19 protein-coding genes and 1 pseudogene are annotated in these 19,354 nt (G+C 64.7%); 12 read left to right on the top strand and 8 right to left on the bottom strand.

Annotated features, from left to right (window positions below; all coding sequences use genetic code 11):
• Positions 1-154: 154 nt before the first annotated feature.
• The 6 genes from JJE66_RS00610 to JJE66_RS00585 all read left to right on the top strand — a co-directional run bounded on the left by JJE66_RS00610 (position 155) and on the right by JJE66_RS00585 (position 6,118).
• On the top strand, positions 155-1,750 hold the full coding sequence (locus JJE66_RS00610; RefSeq protein WP_200515236.1) for an NAD-dependent malic enzyme: 1,596 nt from the start codon (positions 155-157) through the stop codon (positions 1,748-1,750).
• Between the two features lie 221 nt (positions 1,751-1,971).
• Entirely contained in the window at positions 1,972-2,364 is a 393-nt protein-coding gene (locus tag JJE66_RS00605) for a BlaI/MecI/CopY family transcriptional regulator (protein WP_200512199.1), read from the top strand.
• Positions 2,361-4,880 (top strand): M56 family metallopeptidase, encoded by a 2,520-nt coding sequence (locus JJE66_RS00600; protein WP_200512198.1) that lies wholly within the window; start codon positions 2,361-2,363, stop codon positions 4,878-4,880. The genes JJE66_RS00605 and JJE66_RS00600 overlap by 4 nt, the downstream gene beginning before the upstream one ends.
• A gap of 139 nt (positions 4,881-5,019) precedes the next feature.
• Entirely contained in the window at positions 5,020-5,187 is a 168-nt protein-coding gene (locus JJE66_RS00595; protein WP_200512197.1) for a hypothetical protein, read from the top strand.
• A 152-nt stretch (positions 5,188-5,339) separates the two neighbouring features.
• Entirely contained in the window at positions 5,340-5,864 is a 525-nt protein-coding gene (locus JJE66_RS00590) for a septal ring lytic transglycosylase RlpA family protein (protein WP_200512196.1), read from the top strand.
• Positions 5,865-5,965: 101 nt separating this feature from the next.
• Positions 5,966-6,118 carry a hypothetical protein gene (locus JJE66_RS00585; RefSeq protein ID WP_200512195.1) on the top strand — a complete coding sequence of 51 codons (153 nt, stop codon included), beginning with the start codon at positions 5,966-5,968 and terminating at the stop codon, positions 6,116-6,118.
• A gap of 12 nt (positions 6,119-6,130) precedes the next feature.
• Here JJE66_RS00585 and JJE66_RS00580 read toward each other — a convergent pair whose 3' ends face one another.
• The 3 genes from JJE66_RS00580 to JJE66_RS00570 form a co-directional block, all read right to left on the bottom strand.
• Positions 6,131-6,436, bottom strand: coding sequence for a hypothetical protein (locus JJE66_RS00580; RefSeq protein ID WP_200512194.1), 306 nt, complete (start codon positions 6,434-6,436; stop codon positions 6,131-6,133).
• Positions 6,437-6,526: 90 nt separating this feature from the next.
• Positions 6,527-6,799 (bottom strand): hypothetical protein, encoded by a 273-nt coding sequence (locus tag JJE66_RS00575; RefSeq protein WP_200515235.1) that lies wholly within the window; start codon positions 6,797-6,799, stop codon positions 6,527-6,529.
• Between the two features lie 130 nt (positions 6,800-6,929).
• Complete coding sequence (locus JJE66_RS00570) at positions 6,930-9,620, bottom strand: alpha/beta hydrolase fold domain-containing protein (RefSeq protein ID WP_200512193.1); 2,691 nt, start codon at positions 9,618-9,620, stop codon at positions 6,930-6,932.
• 201 nt (positions 9,621-9,821) lie between these two features.
• On the opposite strand from JJE66_RS00570, the gene JJE66_RS00565 reads away from it, so the two are divergent.
• Together JJE66_RS00565 and JJE66_RS00560 are read left to right on the top strand one after the other, a co-directional pair.
• Positions 9,822-10,070 carry a hypothetical protein gene (locus JJE66_RS00565; RefSeq protein ID WP_200512192.1) on the top strand — a complete coding sequence of 83 codons (249 nt, stop codon included), beginning with the start codon at positions 9,822-9,824 and terminating at the stop codon, positions 10,068-10,070.
• Between the two features lie 82 nt (positions 10,071-10,152).
• Positions 10,153-11,625, top strand: coding sequence for a carboxylesterase/lipase family protein (locus tag JJE66_RS00560; protein ID WP_200512191.1), 1,473 nt, complete (start codon positions 10,153-10,155; stop codon positions 11,623-11,625).
• 7 nt (positions 11,626-11,632) lie between these two features.
• On the opposite strand, the gene JJE66_RS00555 is transcribed toward JJE66_RS00560, so the two are convergent.
• Positions 11,633-11,812 (bottom strand): hypothetical protein, encoded by a 180-nt coding sequence (locus JJE66_RS00555; RefSeq protein WP_200512190.1) that lies wholly within the window; start codon positions 11,810-11,812, stop codon positions 11,633-11,635.
• A gap of 161 nt (positions 11,813-11,973) precedes the next feature.
• On the opposite strand from JJE66_RS00555, the gene JJE66_RS00550 reads away from it, so the two are divergent.
• A complete protein-coding gene (locus JJE66_RS00550; RefSeq protein ID WP_200512189.1) occupies positions 11,974-12,768 on the top strand; it encodes a class III extradiol ring-cleavage dioxygenase in 795 nt (264 codons plus the stop codon).
• Between the two features lie 182 nt (positions 12,769-12,950).
• Here JJE66_RS00550 and JJE66_RS00545 read toward each other — a convergent pair whose 3' ends face one another.
• The 3 genes and pseudogenes from JJE66_RS00545 to glgC all read right to left on the bottom strand — a co-directional run bounded on the left by JJE66_RS00545 (position 12,951) and on the right by glgC (position 15,935).
• The gene (locus JJE66_RS00545) at positions 12,951-13,211 is read right to left on the bottom strand and encodes a SemiSWEET transporter (protein WP_200512188.1); all 261 of its coding nucleotides are present in this window, start codon (positions 13,209-13,211) and stop codon (positions 12,951-12,953) included.
• A gap of 30 nt (positions 13,212-13,241) precedes the next feature.
• A complete protein-coding gene (gene glgA, locus JJE66_RS00540) occupies positions 13,242-14,675 on the bottom strand; it encodes a glycogen synthase GlgA (RefSeq protein ID WP_200512187.1) in 1,434 nt (477 codons plus the stop codon).
• A pseudogene (gene glgC, locus JJE66_RS00535) lies at positions 14,672-15,935 on the bottom strand (glucose-1-phosphate adenylyltransferase). The gene glgA and the pseudogene glgC overlap by 4 nt, the downstream one beginning before the upstream one ends.
• A gap of 560 nt (positions 15,936-16,495) precedes the next feature.
• Here glgC and JJE66_RS00530 point away from each other — a divergent pair.
• The 3 genes from JJE66_RS00530 to JJE66_RS00520 all read left to right on the top strand — a co-directional run bounded on the left by JJE66_RS00530 (position 16,496) and on the right by JJE66_RS00520 (position 18,975).
• Positions 16,496-17,341, top strand: coding sequence for a CmcJ/NvfI family oxidoreductase (locus tag JJE66_RS00530; RefSeq protein ID WP_200512186.1), 846 nt, complete (start codon positions 16,496-16,498; stop codon positions 17,339-17,341).
• Between the two features lie 102 nt (positions 17,342-17,443).
• Positions 17,444-17,758, top strand: a complete 315-nt coding sequence (locus tag JJE66_RS00525; protein WP_200512185.1) for a septal ring lytic transglycosylase RlpA family protein — start codon at positions 17,444-17,446, stop codon at positions 17,756-17,758.
• A gap of 47 nt (positions 17,759-17,805) precedes the next feature.
• On the top strand, positions 17,806-18,975 hold the full coding sequence (locus JJE66_RS00520) for a Gfo/Idh/MocA family protein (RefSeq protein ID WP_200512184.1): 1,170 nt from the start codon (positions 17,806-17,808) through the stop codon (positions 18,973-18,975).
• Between the two features lie 69 nt (positions 18,976-19,044).
• Here JJE66_RS00520 and JJE66_RS00515 read toward each other — a convergent pair whose 3' ends face one another.
• Positions 19,045-19,263, bottom strand: a complete 219-nt coding sequence (locus tag JJE66_RS00515; RefSeq protein WP_200512183.1) for a GCG_CRPN prefix-to-repeats domain-containing protein — start codon at positions 19,261-19,263, stop codon at positions 19,045-19,047.
• Positions 19,264-19,354 lie beyond the last annotated feature (91 nt).

Below are 19,354 nucleotides of genomic sequence, written 5' to 3'. Positions count from 1 at the left end.
AGATCACAATCGCTGCTGACGAGGTAACGTCCTTGATCTCGCCTGAGCGCTGGCCGACAATGGCCGCCCTTCAATAAGAAACTCCCTGGGGGAATTCGTGAATAGACCTGCTCGGGTCGGCGCCCAACCGACCTCATCCGATTTTGCCCACGGCATGGCGCTGTTGCGCGAACCCCTGCTCAACAAGGGTACGGCCTTCACCGAGGCGGAACGCGCCGCGCTCGGCCTGCGCGGCCTGCTGCCGCCCTGTGTGCTGACGATCGAGGCCCAGGTCGAACGCGTGCTGATCAATCTGCGCTCGCTGCCGACCGATCTGGAAAAATACGTCGCGCTGAACGCGCTGCATGACCGCAACGAGGCACTGTTCTTCCGCGTCGTGCTCGACAATATCGACGAGATCCAGCCGATCATCTACACGCCGACGGTCGGACTCGCCTGCCAGAAATTCGGTCTGATCTTCCAGCGGCCCCGCGGCATGTTCATCTCCTCGCGCGATCGCGGTCAGATCGCCGAGATTCTGAAAAACTGGCCCTATCCGGCGAAACTCGTCGTCGTCACCGATGGCGAGCGCATCCTGGGGCTCGGCGATCTCGGCACCAACGGCATGGGCATTCCGGTCGGAAAGCTCTCGCTCTATTCGGCCTGCGCCGGCGTACATCCCGAGCATTGCCTGCCGATCGTGCTCGACGTCGGTACCAACAATGAAGAGCTGTTGAGTGACCCCTATTATCTCGGCCTGCGCGAACGGCGGCTCACCGGCGAGGCCTATGACAGCTTCGTCGACGAGTTCATGGTCGCTGCGCGAAAGACCTTTCCCGGCGTGTTGATCCAGTTCGAGGATTTCGCCAACCATTCCGCGTTCAGGCTGCTGCACAAATATCGCGACGAGGCCTGCGTCTTCAACGACGACATCCAGGGCACCGCGGCGGTGGCGCTCGCTGGCCTGTTCTCGGCATTGCGGTTGAGCGGCGGCAAGCTGAAAGATCAGAAAATCCTGTTCCTCGGCGCGGGCGAGGCGGCGACCGGCATCGCCGATCTCGTGGTCTCCGCCATGATGGCCGAAGGCGCAACGGAAGCCGAGGCGCTGCGGCGCAACTGGCTGGTGGATTCGCGCGGCCTGGTTGTCGGCGGCCGCGATGGCCTGTCCGGCCACAAGCGCCGCTATGCCCATACCGATCAGGCGCCGATCGCCGATTTCCTCACCGCGATCAAGACGCTGAAGCCGACGGCGATCATCGGCGTCGCTGCGGTCGGCGGCGCCTTCACGCCCGAGGTGCTCAAGGCGATGGTCGAGCTCAACGAACAGCCGATCGTGTTCGCGCTGTCCAACCCGACATCGAAGGCCGAATGCTCGGCGGAGGACGCCTATCGCTACACCGAGGGCCGTGCGCTGTTCGCCTGCGGCAGCCCCTATGATCCGGTGAAGCTCAACGGCCGCACCTTCGTGCCGCGCCAGGGCAACAACTCCTACATCTTCCCCGGCGTCGGCCTCGGCGTTATCGCCAGCCGCTCGCGGCTCGTGACCGACGAGATGTTCATGGCGGCCGCCCACACCCTTGCCAATTGCGTCGGCAAGGAGGATCTGGACCAGGGTAGCCTCTATCCGGCATTGCCCCGCATCCGCGAGGTCTCGGCCCTCATCGCGGCGGCTGTCGCAGACGTCGCCTTTCAGCGCGGACTTGCCGACGGACCCGCGCCCAACGACGTGAAAGCCCTGATCCAGTCGCAGATGTACGAGCCGCAGTACTGAGTGTCTCCAAGCCGTCATGGCCGGGCATAGCCGTCCGAAGGACGGCGTCGCTTCCGCTTGCCTACGTCCCGGCCATCCACGCGCATCGGCGATTGAGGCCAGACGTGGATGCCCGGGACAAGCCCGGGCATGACGGCTTTGTGGAATCGCCGTTGTCGGCCGTTGCCATATATGCGACGGTCCGTAGCGTTACAAGAATCTCAAGCTGTTAGGTAGCCACCATGGACGATCGTTTGCCCGACCTGGGCGATCTCGAGCACGAGGTCATGCAATTGGTATGGGCCCATGGTCCGGTCACGGCCGAAATCGTGCGTGAGCGGCTGTCGCGGCGCCTGAAGGAATCGACGGTGCGCACGGTGCTGCGCCGGCTGGAAGAAAAAGGCTATGCTCGCCACACCGTGGACGGACGCACTTATGTCTACCACGCCGCGGAAGAGCGCGCCCGCGTGGCGGCCAAGGCGGTGCAACGCATCGTCGACTGGTTCTGCAACGGCTCGATGGAGGAGGTCCTCGTCGGCATGGTGGACAATGCGATGCTCGACCAGCAGCAATTGCGTACGCTGGCCGACCAGGTGGCCAAGGCGAAGAAGGCAAGGGGAGTGAAGAAAGAATGATCGCAGCTCTGGCTGAGGCGGCGTTACGCTCCTTCGCGCTGGGAGGCGTCGTCTGGATCGGTCTCAACCTGTTTCGCGTGCGCAATCCGCACGTCCACATGACGGCGTGGACCGTCGTGCTGCTGACATCGCTGGCGATGCCGTTCGCGATGCACTGGCCGACGCTCACCGTCGACCGGCTGCCCTTGTCCGTGCCCGTGCTGGACGAATCCTGGCCGGCGGACTTCTCGATGCTGGAGCACCCACAGCCGTCGCTGCCGATCGCGTCCGGTGCAGCCATCGCACCGGTGATGAAGCGAGGCCTCTCGATCGACTGGTGGATGGTCGCCACCGCCCTTTACGCCGGCGTCGCCGGCCTGTTGCTGCTGCGGCTCGCCATCGGCCTGTGCCTGACCTGGCGTCTGGCGCGTGCGGCAAAGCCGGTCAAAAGCCGTGAGATGATCGATGCCGATGTGCGCGTCAGTCGCGATGTCGGCGGTCCCGTCACCTTCGGCTCGACCATCCTGGTGCCGCCGCAGTTTTTCGGCTGGGACGCGAAGAAGCGCCTCGCGGTGCTCGCCCATGAGGGCGCGCACGTCGCCAATTGCGATTTCTACGTCCTGCTGCTCGCCTCGCTCAACCGCGTCGTGTTCTGGTTCAGCCCGTTCTCCTGGTGGCAGCTCGCGCGGCTTGCCGAACTCGCCGAGATGATCAGTGACGCCCGGGCGATCGAGATGATCGACGACCGGCTGTCCTATGCGGAAATCCTGCTCGACGTCGCGGCCTCGGTGAAGCCGCGGCCGATGGAGCTTGCGATGGCGCGGGCCTCGACCGTGCGCGCGCGCGTCGAACGCATCATCGCGGCTGCAAGCCTGCCCGTCGCGGTCGGCTGGCGCAAGCGGCTGTGGATCGCGGCCGCGATCGTACCAGTCGTGATCGTGTCGACCGGCATGATCGCCTATCGCACGCCGGATCCCGTACCGGTCGGTACGGATCTCGGCGAAGTGCCGGCCGAGCATTACCGTCCGTTCGTCAATTTTTATGCGATGGGTCCTGCCTCGGTGTTCGCAATCTTCCGCGAGGGCGACGAGCTCTATGGACAGCTGACCGGGCAGCGCAAGTTGCGCCTGACGGTCGGCAAGGATGGCACGGCATCCTACGCGTCGTCTTTCGGCGAGATCACATTCCCGATCGATGCGGAGCGCCGCTCGTCCGAGCTGATGCTGCGCATGAACGGCCGCGACGTGCGCGCCGCTCGCGTCGCCGAGATGCCGATGGCGGCCGCCGATGCGAGTTCGCTCGACCAATATGTCGGTTGGTACAGGATCGCGCCGAACCGCGTGCTCACCGTGCGACGCGACGGCGATCGGCTCCAGGTGCAGGAATCCGTGCAGGGCGGTGCCGCGCTGCTGGCCGAAGGTGCCGATGTCTTCTCGATTCGAGGCCGTAATCTCCTGATCTTCCTGCGCGACGAGCAGTCCAGGGTCTCGCGCGTCCTGGTCCAGAATGCGGTCTTCGGCGCCCGTCTCGCGCCGCGGATCGATGCGGCGACGGCGCAGGCCGTCGAGGCCGACTTCGCACGCCGTCTCGCGCGGGTTCCGGATCGTTTCCGGGAGCAGGTCCCGGCCGACGGTGGCAAGGAGATGATCCTGCGCGGGATCGAGGATCTACGCCACGGCACGCCGAACTACGACCGCATGAGCGCGCCGCTCGCCGCCAAGGTGCACCGGCAGCTCGATGAAACGCGTGCGACGGTTGTGGCGCTCGGCGCGCTGGAATCGATCTTCTTCCGTGGCGTCGGGCCCGGCGGCTACGACATCTATGGCGCCAAGTTCGAGAACGGCACGGCGGAATTCCGCCTGCTGATCGACCCCGACGGCAAGGCCGGCGATGTGATCTTCCGGCCCGACGGCAATGACGAGCTCGGCGGTATCGTCTCTTGCTCGGATGAGGCGAGTGTGCGCGGCCGCGCCGGCACGTCGCCGATCAGGATCATGGTCTATAACGAGATGGGCGACGACATCCAGGTCTTCAATCTCGACGCCGACGGTAATCGCAGGATGCAAAGCGTCGTCAGGCCCAACGTGTCGTGGGCCGCGGTGACCACCGTGAACAATCCCTGGGTGATTGCCGACAAGTCCGGGCGGTGCGTGGAGATCCTGGTGCCGGGCCGTCAGACCCGCTTCCACAATGTCGAGGCCGCGAACATTGGAACGCGGCCGGGGCGCGCGGCGCGCCGCGCCGTTCCGATCGCGAATGGCGAGGAGATGCTGCGCAGTTACATCGAAAGCGTCGGCAAGGGGCAGCCGGAGTACGAGCACATGACGTCGGAAGTGGCCGACATCACGCGTCAGCAGCTTCCGTTCGATCAGGCGATCCTGACGCGGCTCGGCGCGTTGCGTGCGGTCTCTTTCCGCGGCGTCACCGCGCTCGACAGCGACATCTATGTCGCCCAGTTCGCCAACGGTTCGGCGGAATGGCGGATCGGCGTCAGGAACGGAACGATCACGAAGATCGCACTGGGGCCGAATTTCTAGCAGCGCGCGTCCGCAGCCTGCGGATATGCGCTCGCCCGGCGGGTGGTCGGCGATGCCATCAATCCCGCCTTGCGCCCGCCAGTCCTAAACGCTACAATCTGTAACACTACGTTTCGTAGCCTGACGTACGGCCGGGTTCATGATGTGCACGCTGACGCAACGGGAGCTCGACTTTCTCGCCAGCCTGAAAACCGGTTGGCGGCTGCTCTATCGGCGCGAACTGATGCGGCTCATCAACGGTGACGTCGAACTGAGTGAGGCGCGGCCGGAGAAGCGCCCGATCGTCTGGTGCGGGCTATCGGGCTGATTTTTCGCGATCCTGTGTCGATTCAGGACATTTAACTGTGGTGGAATCATCACAGCCGGCGCGAAACAATTGCGGCCCCAGGGCCGCTTTTGTTCAGCCAAGGTTCTGCCCTCATTGCCCACCGAAACTTAGGCGTGTTCGGAGGGCGCATCATGTCTCGCTTTGCACGTGCCGAAACTGCCCCGATTTCGCCAGCAACCGCGCCCCGGTTGCTGCTCGCCATCATCGGTGCCGCATCGCTCGCCGCGTGCGCACAATCACCGGTTGGCCGCCAGAAAGCCGATCTTGCTCCGACCATAAGGCAAACCGCGATCGAGCGTCCGCACAGGGTGGCGGCGCTGCATCCGCATCCGATCTACAGGCCGCGTTCGCCGGACCACGTCGCGAGCGCCAGGCAGACGGCGTCGCAGGGCGTTGCGAGCTTCTACTCGGATACGGAGACCGCGAGCGGCGAGAAGTTCGACAAGAACGAATTGACCGCGGCGCATCCCAGTTTGCCGTTCGGCACCAAGCTGCGCGTCACCGACGTGTCCTCCGGCCGCTTCGTGACCGTCCGGGTCAACGATCGCGGCCCTTTCGTTCGCGGCCGCGTGGTCGACATCTCGCCGTCAGCTGCCGAGGCGCTCGGCATGGTCGATAAGGGCGTCGCCAATGTCCGGCTCGACGTCGTGCAATAGGGCGGCACGCGTCGAGATCGACGCGCCGCGCTTAACCGGCTGTTAGCTGCTCTCACGCACCATGGGTGCCCGGCAATTCGGGACTTTGGGGGAGACGACGCTTGAACACGATCCAGTATCTCGAAGATCAGGCTGCGCGCGCCGAGCGACTTGCCAAACGGATCACGGATACGCTGACGATCGAAAAGCTCCTGACCTTCGCCGGCGAACGTCGCCGCGAGGTCGAGGTCATCGCCGGCAGGCGACGCGGCTGACGCCCGTAATCCTCAGCTATGGCTCTCGACGAAATCGCTGAGATAGTCGGGAAGCGTCACGCCGTCGATATCGCAGCGCGCGCGAATTTCGCCGGCGATCTCGTTCGAGATATCCTTCATCCAGTGTTCGAGCGTGTTGAACGAGATCACCTTGATCGGATCGTTGAAGCAGCCCGCCACAAGCTCGCCGATCGTGGCGTCGAGGTCGCTCCGCTCGATGGGGATTTCAGCCCCTTCGCCGCGGCGATCAATCACCACGAACAGGGTCTGGTCTGCGCCATAGGGCACGGTCGGATCGGGTACGCTGGCATCTCGCATCGCAGGCACTCACGCCTTGACTTCCACGCATTGGCTTCCGATCCCTGATAACAGGACCCGCCGGAAGAAGGTTCCTGCTGTTGCGCGCCTTCACAGAAATTCGCGTAGTCGCGACAGCTCGGTGACGTGCTCGGGCGAGAGAATATCGGTCACCAGTGGCGGCTGCGGCGCCGTGTGAATCTCATAAAGATGTCGGGTTGCCGGCGGCTTCGCCATGAAAGCCGAGATGCACTGGTCGAGCGTGCCTTCGCTGACCTGGTAAGAGTCTCGGTCCGGCCGGCGCTCGTTTGCGAGCGACGGCCATTTATGCAGCGCGGCGCGCGCGCTGAAATCGACCTTTGACTCGACTGATACGCCGCCCATCGCCCCCGCCTCACGCAAAAAGAACCCCAGCACGCAACACCTCGCGTGCCAGGGTCATACCCATCACTGCATCTCAATGCCACGTTCTGAGAACGCGGCGGCCGGGAAAAGGTTCCCGGCCAATGGCGGCCTAGCTCGCGGCCGCCGCGATCTCATGCCCTGGGCTCGCATGGCCCTGGCTGGTCTCGTCGCCGCTTCGGACCTCCGGCGGAAGCCCGGCGAAGCGCCGCAGCGCCTGGGCCATCTGCACCCGGCCCTGGACGCCGGTGATCACCACGTCGACCATTGCAAAGGACGAGTGGAAATGGCCGCGCGCCCTCAACTGCTCGACCGGAACGCCGGCGGCAGCCATCGCTTCCGCATAGGCGATGCCTTCGTCGCGCAGCGGATCGAACTCGCAGGTGACCACAAGGGCAGGTGGCAGGCCCGCGACCTTGCCGCGCAGCGGCGAGACGCGCGGATCGGTGCAGTCGGCCGGCGAGCAGTAGAGGTCCCGGAACCAGTACATCAGCGACTGCGTCAGGAAGTAGCCGGTCGCATTCTCGGTGTAGGACGAGTGGTCGATGCTGCAGTCGGTGACCGGGCACACCAGCAGCTGGCCGGCGATCTGCGGGCCCCCACGATCGCGCGCGAGCTGGCAGGTAACGGCCGCGATGTTGCCGCCGGCGCTCCAGCCCGCCACCAGCACCGGGCCCGGCTTGCCGCCGAGCTCGGCCAGATGCTCGGAGATCCAGCGCGTTGCCGCATAGCCGTCTTCGGCGGCCGCCGGGAAACGGTGCTCGGGCGCGTGGCGATAGCCGACGCTGACGAAGGTCAGGCCGGTCCGCCGCACCATGTCGCGGCAGAACGGTTCGTCCGATTGCTCGTCGCCGAGCACCCAGCCGCCGCCATGGAAATAGACTACGATTTGATGCGGTCCGGGCGTGGCCGGCTTGTAGACGCGATAGGGCAGCGGTCCATCCGCGCCGGGCAAAATGCCGTCGACGATGTCGCCGATCGGCCGTCCTGCGGGGCGGCTCTTGTTGAACTCGTTGACGAAGGCGCGCGCGCCGATCGCGCCCATCGACTCGATCGGCGGCAGGTTCAGCGACGCCAGCAGGTTCAGCACCAGCCGCACGTCCGGCTGCAGCCGTACCACCTCGCCGTCATTGCACTGCGCGGCGCCGTTGGGGCCGGTGAGCTTGAAGCCGAGCATGCCGCGGCTCGTGACCTCGTCGCAGATACGGCGATAGGGGCCGACGCCGCCGGTGTAAGGCATCAGGCCCTGCACCTTGCCGGGAACGTTGGCGCCCGTGTACCAGGTGTTGGCGAGCCGATGCAGGGTCACCATCGAGCAGTCGGCCATGTGCCGGCCCCAGCCGGCCTGTGCCGTTTCGGTCGGCTCGATCGTGGTGAAGCCGGCATCGCGCAATGCAGCCAGGCGGTCGACGACCCAGTCGACATGCTGTTCGATCGACACCGGCATGTTCGACAGCACCGACGGGCTGCCGGGCCCGGTGATCATGAAGAAGTTCGGAAAGCCTGCGACCGTGAGCCCGAGATAGCTTTGCGGCCCCTGCGCCCAGACATCGGTCAGCGACTTGCCGCCGCGCCCGGTGATCGGATGCACGGCGCGGATCGCGCCGGTCATGGCGTCGAAGCCGGTCGCGAACACGATGGCGTCGACATCGAACTGACGTTTGCCGGTGGTGATGCCGGTTGCGGTGATCGCCTTGATCGGCTCCTGCCGCAGATTGACCAGCGTGACGTTCGGCCGGTTGTAGGTCGCATAGTAATTGGTATCGAGGCAGGGACGCTTGGCGCCAAACGGATGATCGTGCGGCATCAGCGCCGCCGCGGTCTCCGGGTCCTTCACGGCGGCGGCGATCTTCTCGCGGATGAGTTCGCCGATCAGCGCATTGCCGTCGAAATCGACGCCCTGATCGGCCCAGAGTTGCGTCAGGATATGGACGAGGTCGCCGGCAGCCCAGGCGCGCTCGAAACGTTCGCGACGCTCGGCGTCGCTCAACTGCCAGCTCACCACCGTCTGCTGCGGATACGGCACGCCGGCCATCGACTGGCGCGCTTGATCGCGATAGGCGGCGCGGTCGCTTTCGAAGAAGGTCCTGCGATCCTCAGGCGCCGGGCCGTTATGCGCGGGCAGCGCGAAATTCGGCGTGCGCTGGAACACGGTCAGATGCGCGGCCTGCTCGGCAATCAGCGGGATCGACTGGATGGCCGACGAGCCGGTGCCGATCACGGCGACGCGCTTGCCCGCGAGATCGACGCCGTCATGCGGCCAGCGTCCGGTGAAATAGATCTTGCCTTCGAAATCCTTGACGCCGTCGATCTCCGGCGGCTTCGGCGCGGAGAGGCAGCCGGTGGCCATGATGTAGTGGCGGCAGGAGACCGGCGCGCCGTTGTCGGTGCAGAGCTGCCAGCGCTCCGTCGCCTCGTCCCATCTGGCTTCGGTCACCTTGGTCCTGAAGCGGATATCGCGGCGCAGATCGTAGCGATCGGCGACGAAGCCGAGATAGCGCAGGATCTCGGGCTGGGTCGCGTATTTCTCCGACCAGGTCCACTCGTTGTCGAGTTCCGGATCGAAGGTGTAGCTGTAGTCGATGGTCTGGATATCGCAGCGCGCGCCGGGATAGCGGTTCCAGTACCAGGTGCCGCCGATATCGCCGGCCTCGTCGAGACCGACGGCCGAGAGGCCGGCCTTGCGCAGGCGATGGAGAAGATAGAGGCCGGCAAATCCGGCGCCGACCACGGCAACATCGACCTGTTGGGCTGTTCCGCTCGCCGTTTCGGGCTCACGCGCGGCAACCATTGCATCAGGCATGGCATTCCTCCCGTGTATTTTGTTTTGCCGGCAGGCTAGCGCTGCAGGCTCGGCTTGTCATCAGAGCAAGTGCAATCTTCGGTAGTCGTTTGCGGCCTCGTCGTGGCGGCGCGAAGGTTGCTTCGATGCACGCATCGCGATGCACAATGGCCGTGACTGGGCCGTGATTGCCCGGGCTAATCATGCACGATCCGTCTGTGTATGCTTGCGGTTACAAGCCACGCGTACCGGCCGGACGTCATGACAGAGTTGAGTGAGAGAACCAAAGCCAACATGGACGTTGTCCTGGAGGAGACGTGCCGCCAATTGCCGCATGGCGGCGATCACGACAGCCGCAGGTTCATCGCCGAGCGCCTGATCGAGGCGGCGCGGTCCGGTCACTCCACGCTCGGCGAGCTCGGCATCATCGCGCGGCGCGCGCTGGCGGAGATCATTGCCAAGGGCGGCTAGCCGCCGCCACGGCGCTTGCCTCGCCGCTGGGCGTGGACGTAACCTCAAGGGGAACCTTTTCGCGCATCGAGATCACCCGAAGATGCGGTTCCTGCTGGCACTCGTCGCGGCGTCCGTCGTTCTCTGCTGTGCGGGCAGGGCCGTGGCCCAGCCGGTCGGCCAGTTTCCGTTTGCATTGACCCGCGAAGGCCAGATGCTCGGCGCGGTCGAGGGCGAGGTGGCGTCGTTCAAAGGGCTGGCCTATGCCGCGCCGCCGGTCGGCAGCCTGCGCTGGCGTCCGCCGCAGGCCTTGCCCGAGAGTTCGGAGATGATCACGGCCTACGACTACGGGCCGCCCTGTCTCCAGCCCTTGATGCCGGCTTCGCGCGAAAATTGCCTCACGCTCAACGTGTTTCGCCCCTTCGGCGTCGACGGGCCGCTGCCGGTGATGGTGTTCATCCATGGCGGCGGCTTTGTCACGGGGACCGCCAATGATCCGCTGTTTGATGGCGCCAGGCTCGCGCAGGCCGGGCTCATCGTGGTCACCGTGAATTATCGTCTGGGTGCGCTCGGCTGGCTCACGCATCCCGCGCTGTGGGACGGCGGTTCCGGCAATTTCGGCTTGATGGACCAGATCACGTCGCTGCGCTGGGTGCGCGACAACATCGCGGCGTTCGGTGGCGATGCGAACAACGTCACGCTGTTTGGCAACGGCGCCGGCGCGACATCGATTGCGCTGTTGATGCTGTGCGCCCAATCACGCGATCTCTTCCAGAAAGCCATTTTGCAATCGGTGCCCGGCCGCGCGCGCCTGCCGTCGTCGCAAGAGGCCGAGGCCGCAGGCCGGGAGTTTGTCGCCACGCTCGGGCACGAGGGGGATTTGCGCTCGGTCGAACCGGCACGGCTGCTTGCCGCTGAAAGGCGTCTGCTGGAAACATCGCCACGCAGCTTTGCGCCGGCGGTGGATGGAAATTTGGTGACGGAGGACATCGCCGCCGGATTTGCAGCGGGACATCAGAGCCGCATTCCCCTGATCGTCGGCTCGAACGAGGACGAGACCCGCTTCGACAGCGAGCTGGAGATCAAGGAGGTGCTGTCATCGTCCGGCGAGAACGTCGGCGAACTGCGCAAGCTCTATCCTGACGCCGTCAAATCGTCAGACGTTGCGGGGAGCTTCTACACTGACAAGGTCTTCTCCGAGCCGGTGCGAATGCTCGCCAGGCTTCATGCTGCGACCGGCGCGCCGACCTTCCGCTATCGCTTTGCCTATGTGCCGGAAGCCCGGCGCGGCAATCCCGACGAAGGCCACGGGCGCGAGTTGCAGTTCATCTTCGGCGCCGAGGGCGTGCCCGGCGCGGGCATCTTCTCGCGCAGGGATCGCGAGGTCGCAAACCGCATGCGGGCCTATTGGATCAATTTCGCAAAAAGCGGCGATCCCAACGGCACGGAGCTGCCGCATTGGGATGCGGCCTCAGATCGCGATCGTCTGCTGCTGATCGCGAACGATCGGATCGCGAGCGGTGACGACCCCTGGTCGGAGCGTCTGGACCGCATCGCGCATGAGAGCAAAAAATGAGTTGGATTTAGGCCGCGAGCTCGACGCGCGGGGCCGCGCTGAGCCGGTCTTCCTCCAGATAGTCCATCGCGCCGTCCTTCTCGACGGCGTAGAACTGCTGGCCTTCCTTCGAGCGGTAGGCGGCACGGACGACCCCGCGACGGCCCTTGTCGCTGTTGACGACGTCCCCCAGCGCAAACTTCTTCATCTCAACGTCTCGCTTGTCTTCTGGCCGATTCCTTCGGCCACGGCTGGATTGTGGGCGGCAAATCGTTAACGGCTTGCTAACCATACCGGTTTGCCTATGCTCGCCGCCGATCGCGCGGGCCGTTCGCACGCGCATGTTGTCAACGAGACGAGCCGGCACAAATGACGCGATTTCCGACCCTCTTCCTGTCGCATGGCGGCGGCCCCTGGCCCTTCATGGAGGACAGGCGGGTGCAGTATGCCAAGACCGTTGCGGAGTTCGGCCGGTTGCCGCAGCTTCTGCCCGCGCGGCCGAAGGCGGTGCTGGTCATCACCGGCCATTGGGAGGCCGACGCCTTCACCGTGTCGACCTCGGCGCATCCGCCGATGGTGTACGACTATTACGGTTTCCCCGAGCATACCTATCACATCGAATATCCGGCGCCGGGCCAGCCCGAGCTTGCCGTAGAGGTGAAGGCGCTGCTTGCGCGCGCCGGCCTCGATTGCCGGGAAGATGCCAATCAGGGTTTTGACCACGGCACCTTCGTGCCGCTCGGCCTGATGTATCCGAATGCGGACATTCCGATCGTGCTGCTGTCGCTGAAATCGAGTTACGGCGCGGCCGAGCACATCAAGGCCGGGCAGGCGATCGCGTCGCTGCGCGACGAAGGCATTCTGGTCGTCGGCAGCGGGCTCACCTATCACAACATGCGCGGTTTTGGACGCGCGGAGTCGAAGCCGGTGTCCTACGACTTCGAGGCTTACCTGAACGAGGCGATCAGCGCGCCAGATGCGGCGCGCCGCACCGCGATGCTGGTCGATTGGGAGAGTGCGCCTGGCGCGCGCCTCGCCCATCCCCGCGAAGACCATCTGCTGCCGCTGATGGTTGTCGCCGGCGCTGCCGGCAGCGATGTCGGCCACCGCGTTTTTGTCGACGAGGTCGCGAATGTGGCGATGGCGTCGTATGTGTTCGGATGATGAGACTCTTCTCCCTCTCCCCGTTCTTACGGGGAGAGGGTTGGGGTGAGGGGCCGTCTCCGCAATCGCGGTGACAATTGGACTCGCGGAGACTCCCCCTCACCCGGATCGCACCGGACGATGCTTCGCATCGCCGAGGCGATCCGGCCTCTCCCCGCAAGCGGGGAGAGGCGAAGAAAGCCTCACCCGTATCTCAGCTTCATCACCAGGATGCCGCCGGCGAGCAGCATGGTGATGGCGTTGGCGGCGACCAGCGGCGCGTCGCCTGAGAGCAGGCCGTAGATCAGCCAGAGCGCCAGGCCCAGCACCATGATGAGAAACATGCCAAGCGAAATGTCGCGCGCCGAGCGGGTCTTCCAGACCTTGAGGACCTGAGGCGCATAGGCGACGGTGGTGCAGGTGGCGGCGGCAAAGCCGATCAACTTGATCGCGAAGGGTTCCATGCCGGCTCTATAGCACGGATTCGACGGTGGTCACGCCGCGCGGCGGGATGCCATCAAGTCGCGATAGAGCGCGGCGTATTCGCCGGCGCGGTTGCGCCAGGAGACATCGGTCGCAAGGCCCGTGAGCTGCAATTGCCGCCACGCCGCCTTGTTGTGGAACGCGAAGCTCGCGCGTCCCAGCGCAGCCGAAAGATTTGCTGATGTGACCGGTCCGAACGTGAATCCCGTTGCCTCGCTGACGGTATCGGCGAGTCCGCCGACGCGCGACACGATCGGCACGGCGCCGTAGCGCAGCGCGCAGAGCTGGGTCAGGCCGCACGGCTCGAACCGCGACGGCACCAGCAGTGCGTCCGAGCCCGCCTGGATCAGATGCGCCAGCGCCTCGTCATAGCCGATCACAGCCGCGATCCGCCCCGGATGACCACGCGCCGTTCCCTGGTAGCGATCCTGGAGCTCGGCATCGCCGCTGCCGAGCAGAGCCAATTGCATGCCGTCGCCGAGGATGGTGGGCATCGCCTCGAGCAGGAGATCGAGCCCTTTCTGCCACGACAGGCGGCTGATGACGCCGAGCAGCAGCGCATCCGGCCGCGGATCGAGGCCGAGCCGCTGCTGCAGCGCCGCCTTGTTGGCCGAACGAAATGACAATTCGTTCGCGCTGAAGCGATAGGCAATGTGCGGATCGGTGTGCGGATTCCAGACTGAAATGTCGATGCCGTTGATGATGCCGCTCAACACGCCTGCGCGCTCGCGCAGCAGGCCGCCGAGGCCCATGCCGCCTTCGTCGCTCTGGATCTCCCGCGCATAGGTCGGCGACACGGTGGTGATGCGATCGGCGAGTTGCAGCCCGGCTTTCAAAAAACTGATGCCGCCGAAATATTCGAGCCCGTGGACGTCGAACGACGCCTCCGGGGGCAGGCCGATCGCGTCCGTCAGCGCACGGTCGAACTTGCCCTGATAGGCCATGTTGTGAATGGTCATCACCGTGCCGGGCCGCGTTCCGCCGTCATAGTGCAGATAGGCCGGCGCGAGCCCGGCCTGCCAGTCGTGGGCGTGCACGACGTCGGGCACGAAAGCGGAGACCAGGCCGTGGCCGATATCGGCCGCCACGCGCGACAGCGCCGCGAAGCGCACGCCGTTGTCGGGCCAGTCGACACCTTCAGCGGTGACGTAGGGGGTGCCCGGTCGCGCATAGAGATGCGGCACGTCGAGCACGAACAGATCGAGCCCATCATGAGAGCCGGCGAGCAGCCGGCCCGGGCCGCCGAAATAATCCGGCCAGCGCCGGATTTCCTCCGCACCCGCGAGCAGCCGCATCACGTCCGGGTAGCCCGGCATCAGCGTGCGCATCTCGACGCCGTGCGCCTTCAGCGCGATCGGCAGCGCGCCCGCGACATCCGCGAGGCCGCCGGTCTTGATAATGGGGTAGACTTCAGAAGCGACCGCGAGGACGCGAACAGGCGTCATGTATTGAGCCTGTCGATCATGGTCTGGGTGATCAGCGAGATGCCCTGCTCGGTGGTGCGGAAGCGTTTTGCGTCGAGCTCGGGATCCTCGCCGACGACGAGCCCCTCGGGGATTTCGATGCCGCGGTCGATCACGACGTTCTTCAGCCGCGCTCCGCGCCCGACATTGACGTAAGGCATGATGACGGCGTTCTCGACATTGGCGTAGGAATTGATGCGCACGCCGGTAAACAGCAGCGAGCGGCGCAACGAGGCGCCGGAGATGATGCAGCCGCCCGAGACCAGCGAGCTCACCGCCGAACCGCGCCGGCTCTCCTCGTCGTGGACGAATTTCGCGGGCGGCGTGATCTCCGCATAGGACCAGATCGGCCAAGCGCGGTCGAACAAATCGAGCTCCGGAACCACGTCGGTCAAGTCGATATTGGCGGCCCAATAAGCATCGACCGTGCCGACGTCGCGCCAATAGGAGCCATCGTCGTTGCCGGAACGAACGCATGACGTTGAGAACTGGTGCGCGATCGCGCGGCCGTTCTTGACGATGTAGGGGATGATGTCCTTGCCGAAATCGTGATTGGAGTTCGGATCCTCGGCGTCACGCTTCAACTCGTCGAACAGGAATTTGGCGTCGAAAACGTAGATGCCCATGCTTGCGAGCGAGACGTCCGGCTTGCCGGGCATCGGCGGCGGATCCTTGGGCTTCTCCAGAAACTCCTGGATCCAGCCGTTCTCGTCGACATGTATGATGCCGAAGCCCGAAGATTCCGCGCGCGGCATTTCGAGGCAGCCCACGGTGACGTCGGCTCCGCTGTCGACATGCTGCCGCAGCATCACCTCGTAGTCCATTTTGTAGATATGGTCGCCGGCGAGCACGACGATGAAGCGGCAAGCATGCGACTCGATGATGTCGATGTTCTGGTAGATCGCATCCGCCGTGCCGACATACCACATGTTCTCAGAGACGCGCTGGCTCGCAGGCAGGATGTCAAAGCTCTCGTTGCGCTCGGGGCGGAAGAAGGTTCCAGCCCATCTGAAGATGCCGGATCAGGCTGTGCGCCTTGTACTGGGTGGCGACTGCGATGCGGCGGATGCCGGAGTTCACCGCGTTCGACAGCGCGAAATCGATGATGCGGGATTTGCCGCCGAAATAGACCGCGGGCTTGGCGCGCCGGTCGGTCAGCTCCAGCAGCCGGCTGCCGCGTCCACCGGCCAGGACAAACGCCAGCGCCTGGCGGGCAAGCGGCTCATTTCCGGCGGCACTCATGTCATCCTCCCACTCATGCTTGGCGCAGGCCCCAGGCCCGTTATCGCGAGGAGCCCGTTTGAGCCGCGCCATTGGCGCCGATAGTAGCGGTACGAATAGTAAATCGGGAAGGTGCTTGTTGGTTGCGAACGCGCGGGAAGCTTAATGCTTTGCCGTTCGCCACCGGCGCCTACCGGCATCGTCGTCCCGGTGTCATATCGGTGCGGCGGAGCCGGCCGGCAGCTGGTCACTATTGAGGCAGGTTCGGCCGTCTTGTGCGCTGCACGCGAAGTCGAGACGTTGGCGACGCGCCAGTTTGCTTTGGCTACGGCTCATGGTTACGGACCTTCTACCCGTCCTACCCGTCCGCGCCGGCGCGTCTCCCGGCGTCCTTTCGGTTTCGATTGAAGGTGAGGCAAGAATAACTCGCTGGCGAGATAGCCGCGCCCGATGTGATTGTTCTCCTCTCGGCCCTGCCGACAACAGCGACATTGCTATTCGAGCTGGCTCCCTTGCGGCGCAATCAGCGCCCGCCAAGATCAATCTGACGCCGAAACCATAACTCGGCCAGGAGATCAGAAATGGGCCTGCAAGAAACAAAAATCGAATCGCTTCCCTTCGTCACCGCTGAACTCAACTATCTCGCGCCGGTTTCCGGCAAGCCGCGCACCTACGCTTTCGATCCGCCACCGGGCGAGCCGAAAAGCACATCGCTGCCGGAGCCACACCAGGTCCCGATCTTCGATGCACGTTTGATTGCGAACAATCTCTCGCTCGATCGCGAGGGCTTTGTCCTGGTGCGCCATCCCAATCGGGTGAGGGACTTTTACAACGAGGAGGAAATTCGTGCGGTCTACTATCCGGCAGTCGAAGCTTTCCTACGTGCGACGTTGAAGGCCGACCGCGTCGTCATCTTCGATCACACGGTGCGCAAGCGCGTCGCGGGTGCGCCCGACATTCGCGGTGGCGGGCCGCGCCAGCCCGCGACCCGCGTGCATGTCGACCAGACTGTCACGTCCGGCGCCAATCGCGTGCGCGAACATTTGCCCGACGAGGCCGAGGAATTGCTTAGGGGGCGCGTGCAGGTGATCAATCTCTGGCGGCCGATCCGCGGCCCCTTGAAGGATTCGCCTCTCGCAATGGCCGACAGCACCACGGTCGCGCCTGAGGATCTTGTCGCCTCCGACCTGATCTATCCCGATCGTCGCGGCGAGACCTATTCGGTGACATACAATCCGAACCACCGCTGGTTCTATTTCCCGGAGATGACGGCGGACGAAGCGCTGCTGCTCAAATGCTATGATTCCGCGACGGACGGCCGCACGCGTTTCGGGCCGCATACCGCCTTCATCGATCCGACCACGCCGCCAGATGCGGCGCCGCGCGAGAGCATCGAGGTGCGCACGCTGGTCTTTCACAAACAGTAACAATGTGTGATGGCACTGCCGGGCATTCCCCCGGCAGTGACGAGGAACTTCGGGGAACAAAGACGTTTGTAGCGCCGGGCAGGGTCAACCCGGAGCGGTGCTGTGCGAGCGCAAACCATGCTATCCTTTTGTCTGGCCACTTCTTCGCTTCTTGCTTTCTCTGTTGCGAATGCCGAAAGCGGGCTTGCCTCGTATTACGGATATGGAAAAGCCGGCAAAGGCGGCGAGCTGACCTGCGCCCACCGCACGCGCCCGTTCGGCAGCGTGATCAAGGTGTCCTATGGCGGCCACTCGATTCAATGCCGCGTCAACGATCGCGGTCCCTTCATCCGCGGCCGCATCGTCGATCTCTCGGTGCCCGCCGCCCGCGCGCTCGGCATGATGAGTGCGGGCGTGGTGCGGGTCTCGGTGGAATAGCTCTGCCAGCACGCTATAGTGCCGCCCAAAGCAAGGGTAGGGGCGCTATGGCTGGGATCAAGGTCGGACTCGTCGGCTGCGGCTTCGTGTCGGAGCTGCATATGTATGCATTCCGGCGCGTCTTTGGCGTGGACGTCGAGGTCGCGGCGGTCGCCGCGCGGGGCGATCATGTCGTCGAGTTCGCCCGGCGTCACGACATTCCGCGCGTCTATCGCAGCTTTGCGGAATTGATCGCGCACGGCGCGCTCGACGTCATCGACATCTGCACGCCGCCAAGTCTTCATGCCGAGATGATCGTCGCGGCCATGCAGGCCGGCAAGCATGTGATTTGCGAAAAGCCGTTCGCCGGCTATTTCGGCCGTGACGGCGACCAGCAGCCGATCGGCAGGCATGTGCCGAAAGCGCTGATGTATGAACGCGTGCTGGAGCAGATGGACGCAACGCGGGCTGCGATCGAGCGCACCGGCAAGCTCTTCATGTATGCGGAGGACTGGATCTACGCGCCTGCCGTGACCAAGACCGCCGAGATTCTGACGGCGACGAAAGACAAAATCCTGTTCATGAAGGGCGAGGAGAGCCATTCCGGCTCGCACGCGGCGCATGCCGCGCAATGGAGGATGACCGGCGGCGGCTCGTTGATCCGGATGGGTTGTCATCCGCTCTCGGCGGTGCTCTATCTCAAGCAGGTCGAGGCGAGGGCGCGCGGCGAGACCATCAAGGTCGCCAGCATCACCGGCGATGTCGGCAACGTCACCGCGGGCCTGAAGCCGGAGGAGCGCACCTACATCAAGGCCAACCCGGTCGATGTCGAGGACTGGGGCACGCTGACCGCGACGTTCTCCGACGGCACCAAGGCCACGGTGTTCTCCGGCGACATGATCATGGGCGGCGTGCGCAATTTGATCGAGACTTACACGAACGGCGGCTCGCTGTTCGCCAACATCACCCCGAACACGCACCTGATGAGCTACCAGACCTCCGAGGAGAAGCTCGCCTCCGTCTACGTCACCGAAAAAGTCGACCGCAAAACCGGTTGGCAATATGTCTGCATCGAGGAGGAATGGACGCGCGGCTATCTCCAGGAGATCCAGGATTTCATGGAATGCGCTGCCACAGGCCGGCAGCCGCTGTCAGACCTCGCGCTGGCCTATGAGACGATCAAGGTGAACTACGCGGGGTACTGGGCCGCGGAAGAGGGACGGCGGGTGGTGTTGTAGAGGGGAGGCTGGGCCGAGTTGCGACCCTCTCCCACAACAAAGGGAGAGGGCGCCGATCGCGCCGAAGGCTCACAGGCAACGCATGGTGCCGTTCGGCATGCGCGTGGCCGGATGGCCGGTCTTGCGAATGCACCAGTCTTCGTTTTGACCGCCGGGAACGCAACGGCCTGCCCCATTGCGATGGGCGTTCGGACCGCAGCCGCCCAGAGCAAGAGCAGGCGTCGACGTCAACCACACGCCGGCCGAGAGAACAACGATTCCCAATAGAGCAGCAGAAAGAGCCTTCATGAATATCTCCACTTCTCACGCCATCGTCGGTGAATGGCGGCTTTCTATAGCACGGGCGCGTGAACCTCATAAATGACCGAGGCGCCCGGGC

The sequence above is a fragment of the Bradyrhizobium diazoefficiens genome, from assembly GCF_016612535.1.
Classification (GTDB): domain Bacteria; phylum Pseudomonadota; class Alphaproteobacteria; order Rhizobiales; family Xanthobacteraceae; genus Bradyrhizobium; species Bradyrhizobium diazoefficiens_C.
Note: the sequence above shows the minus strand (reverse complement) of the source record. Positions and strands in the feature narration are given on the sequence as shown.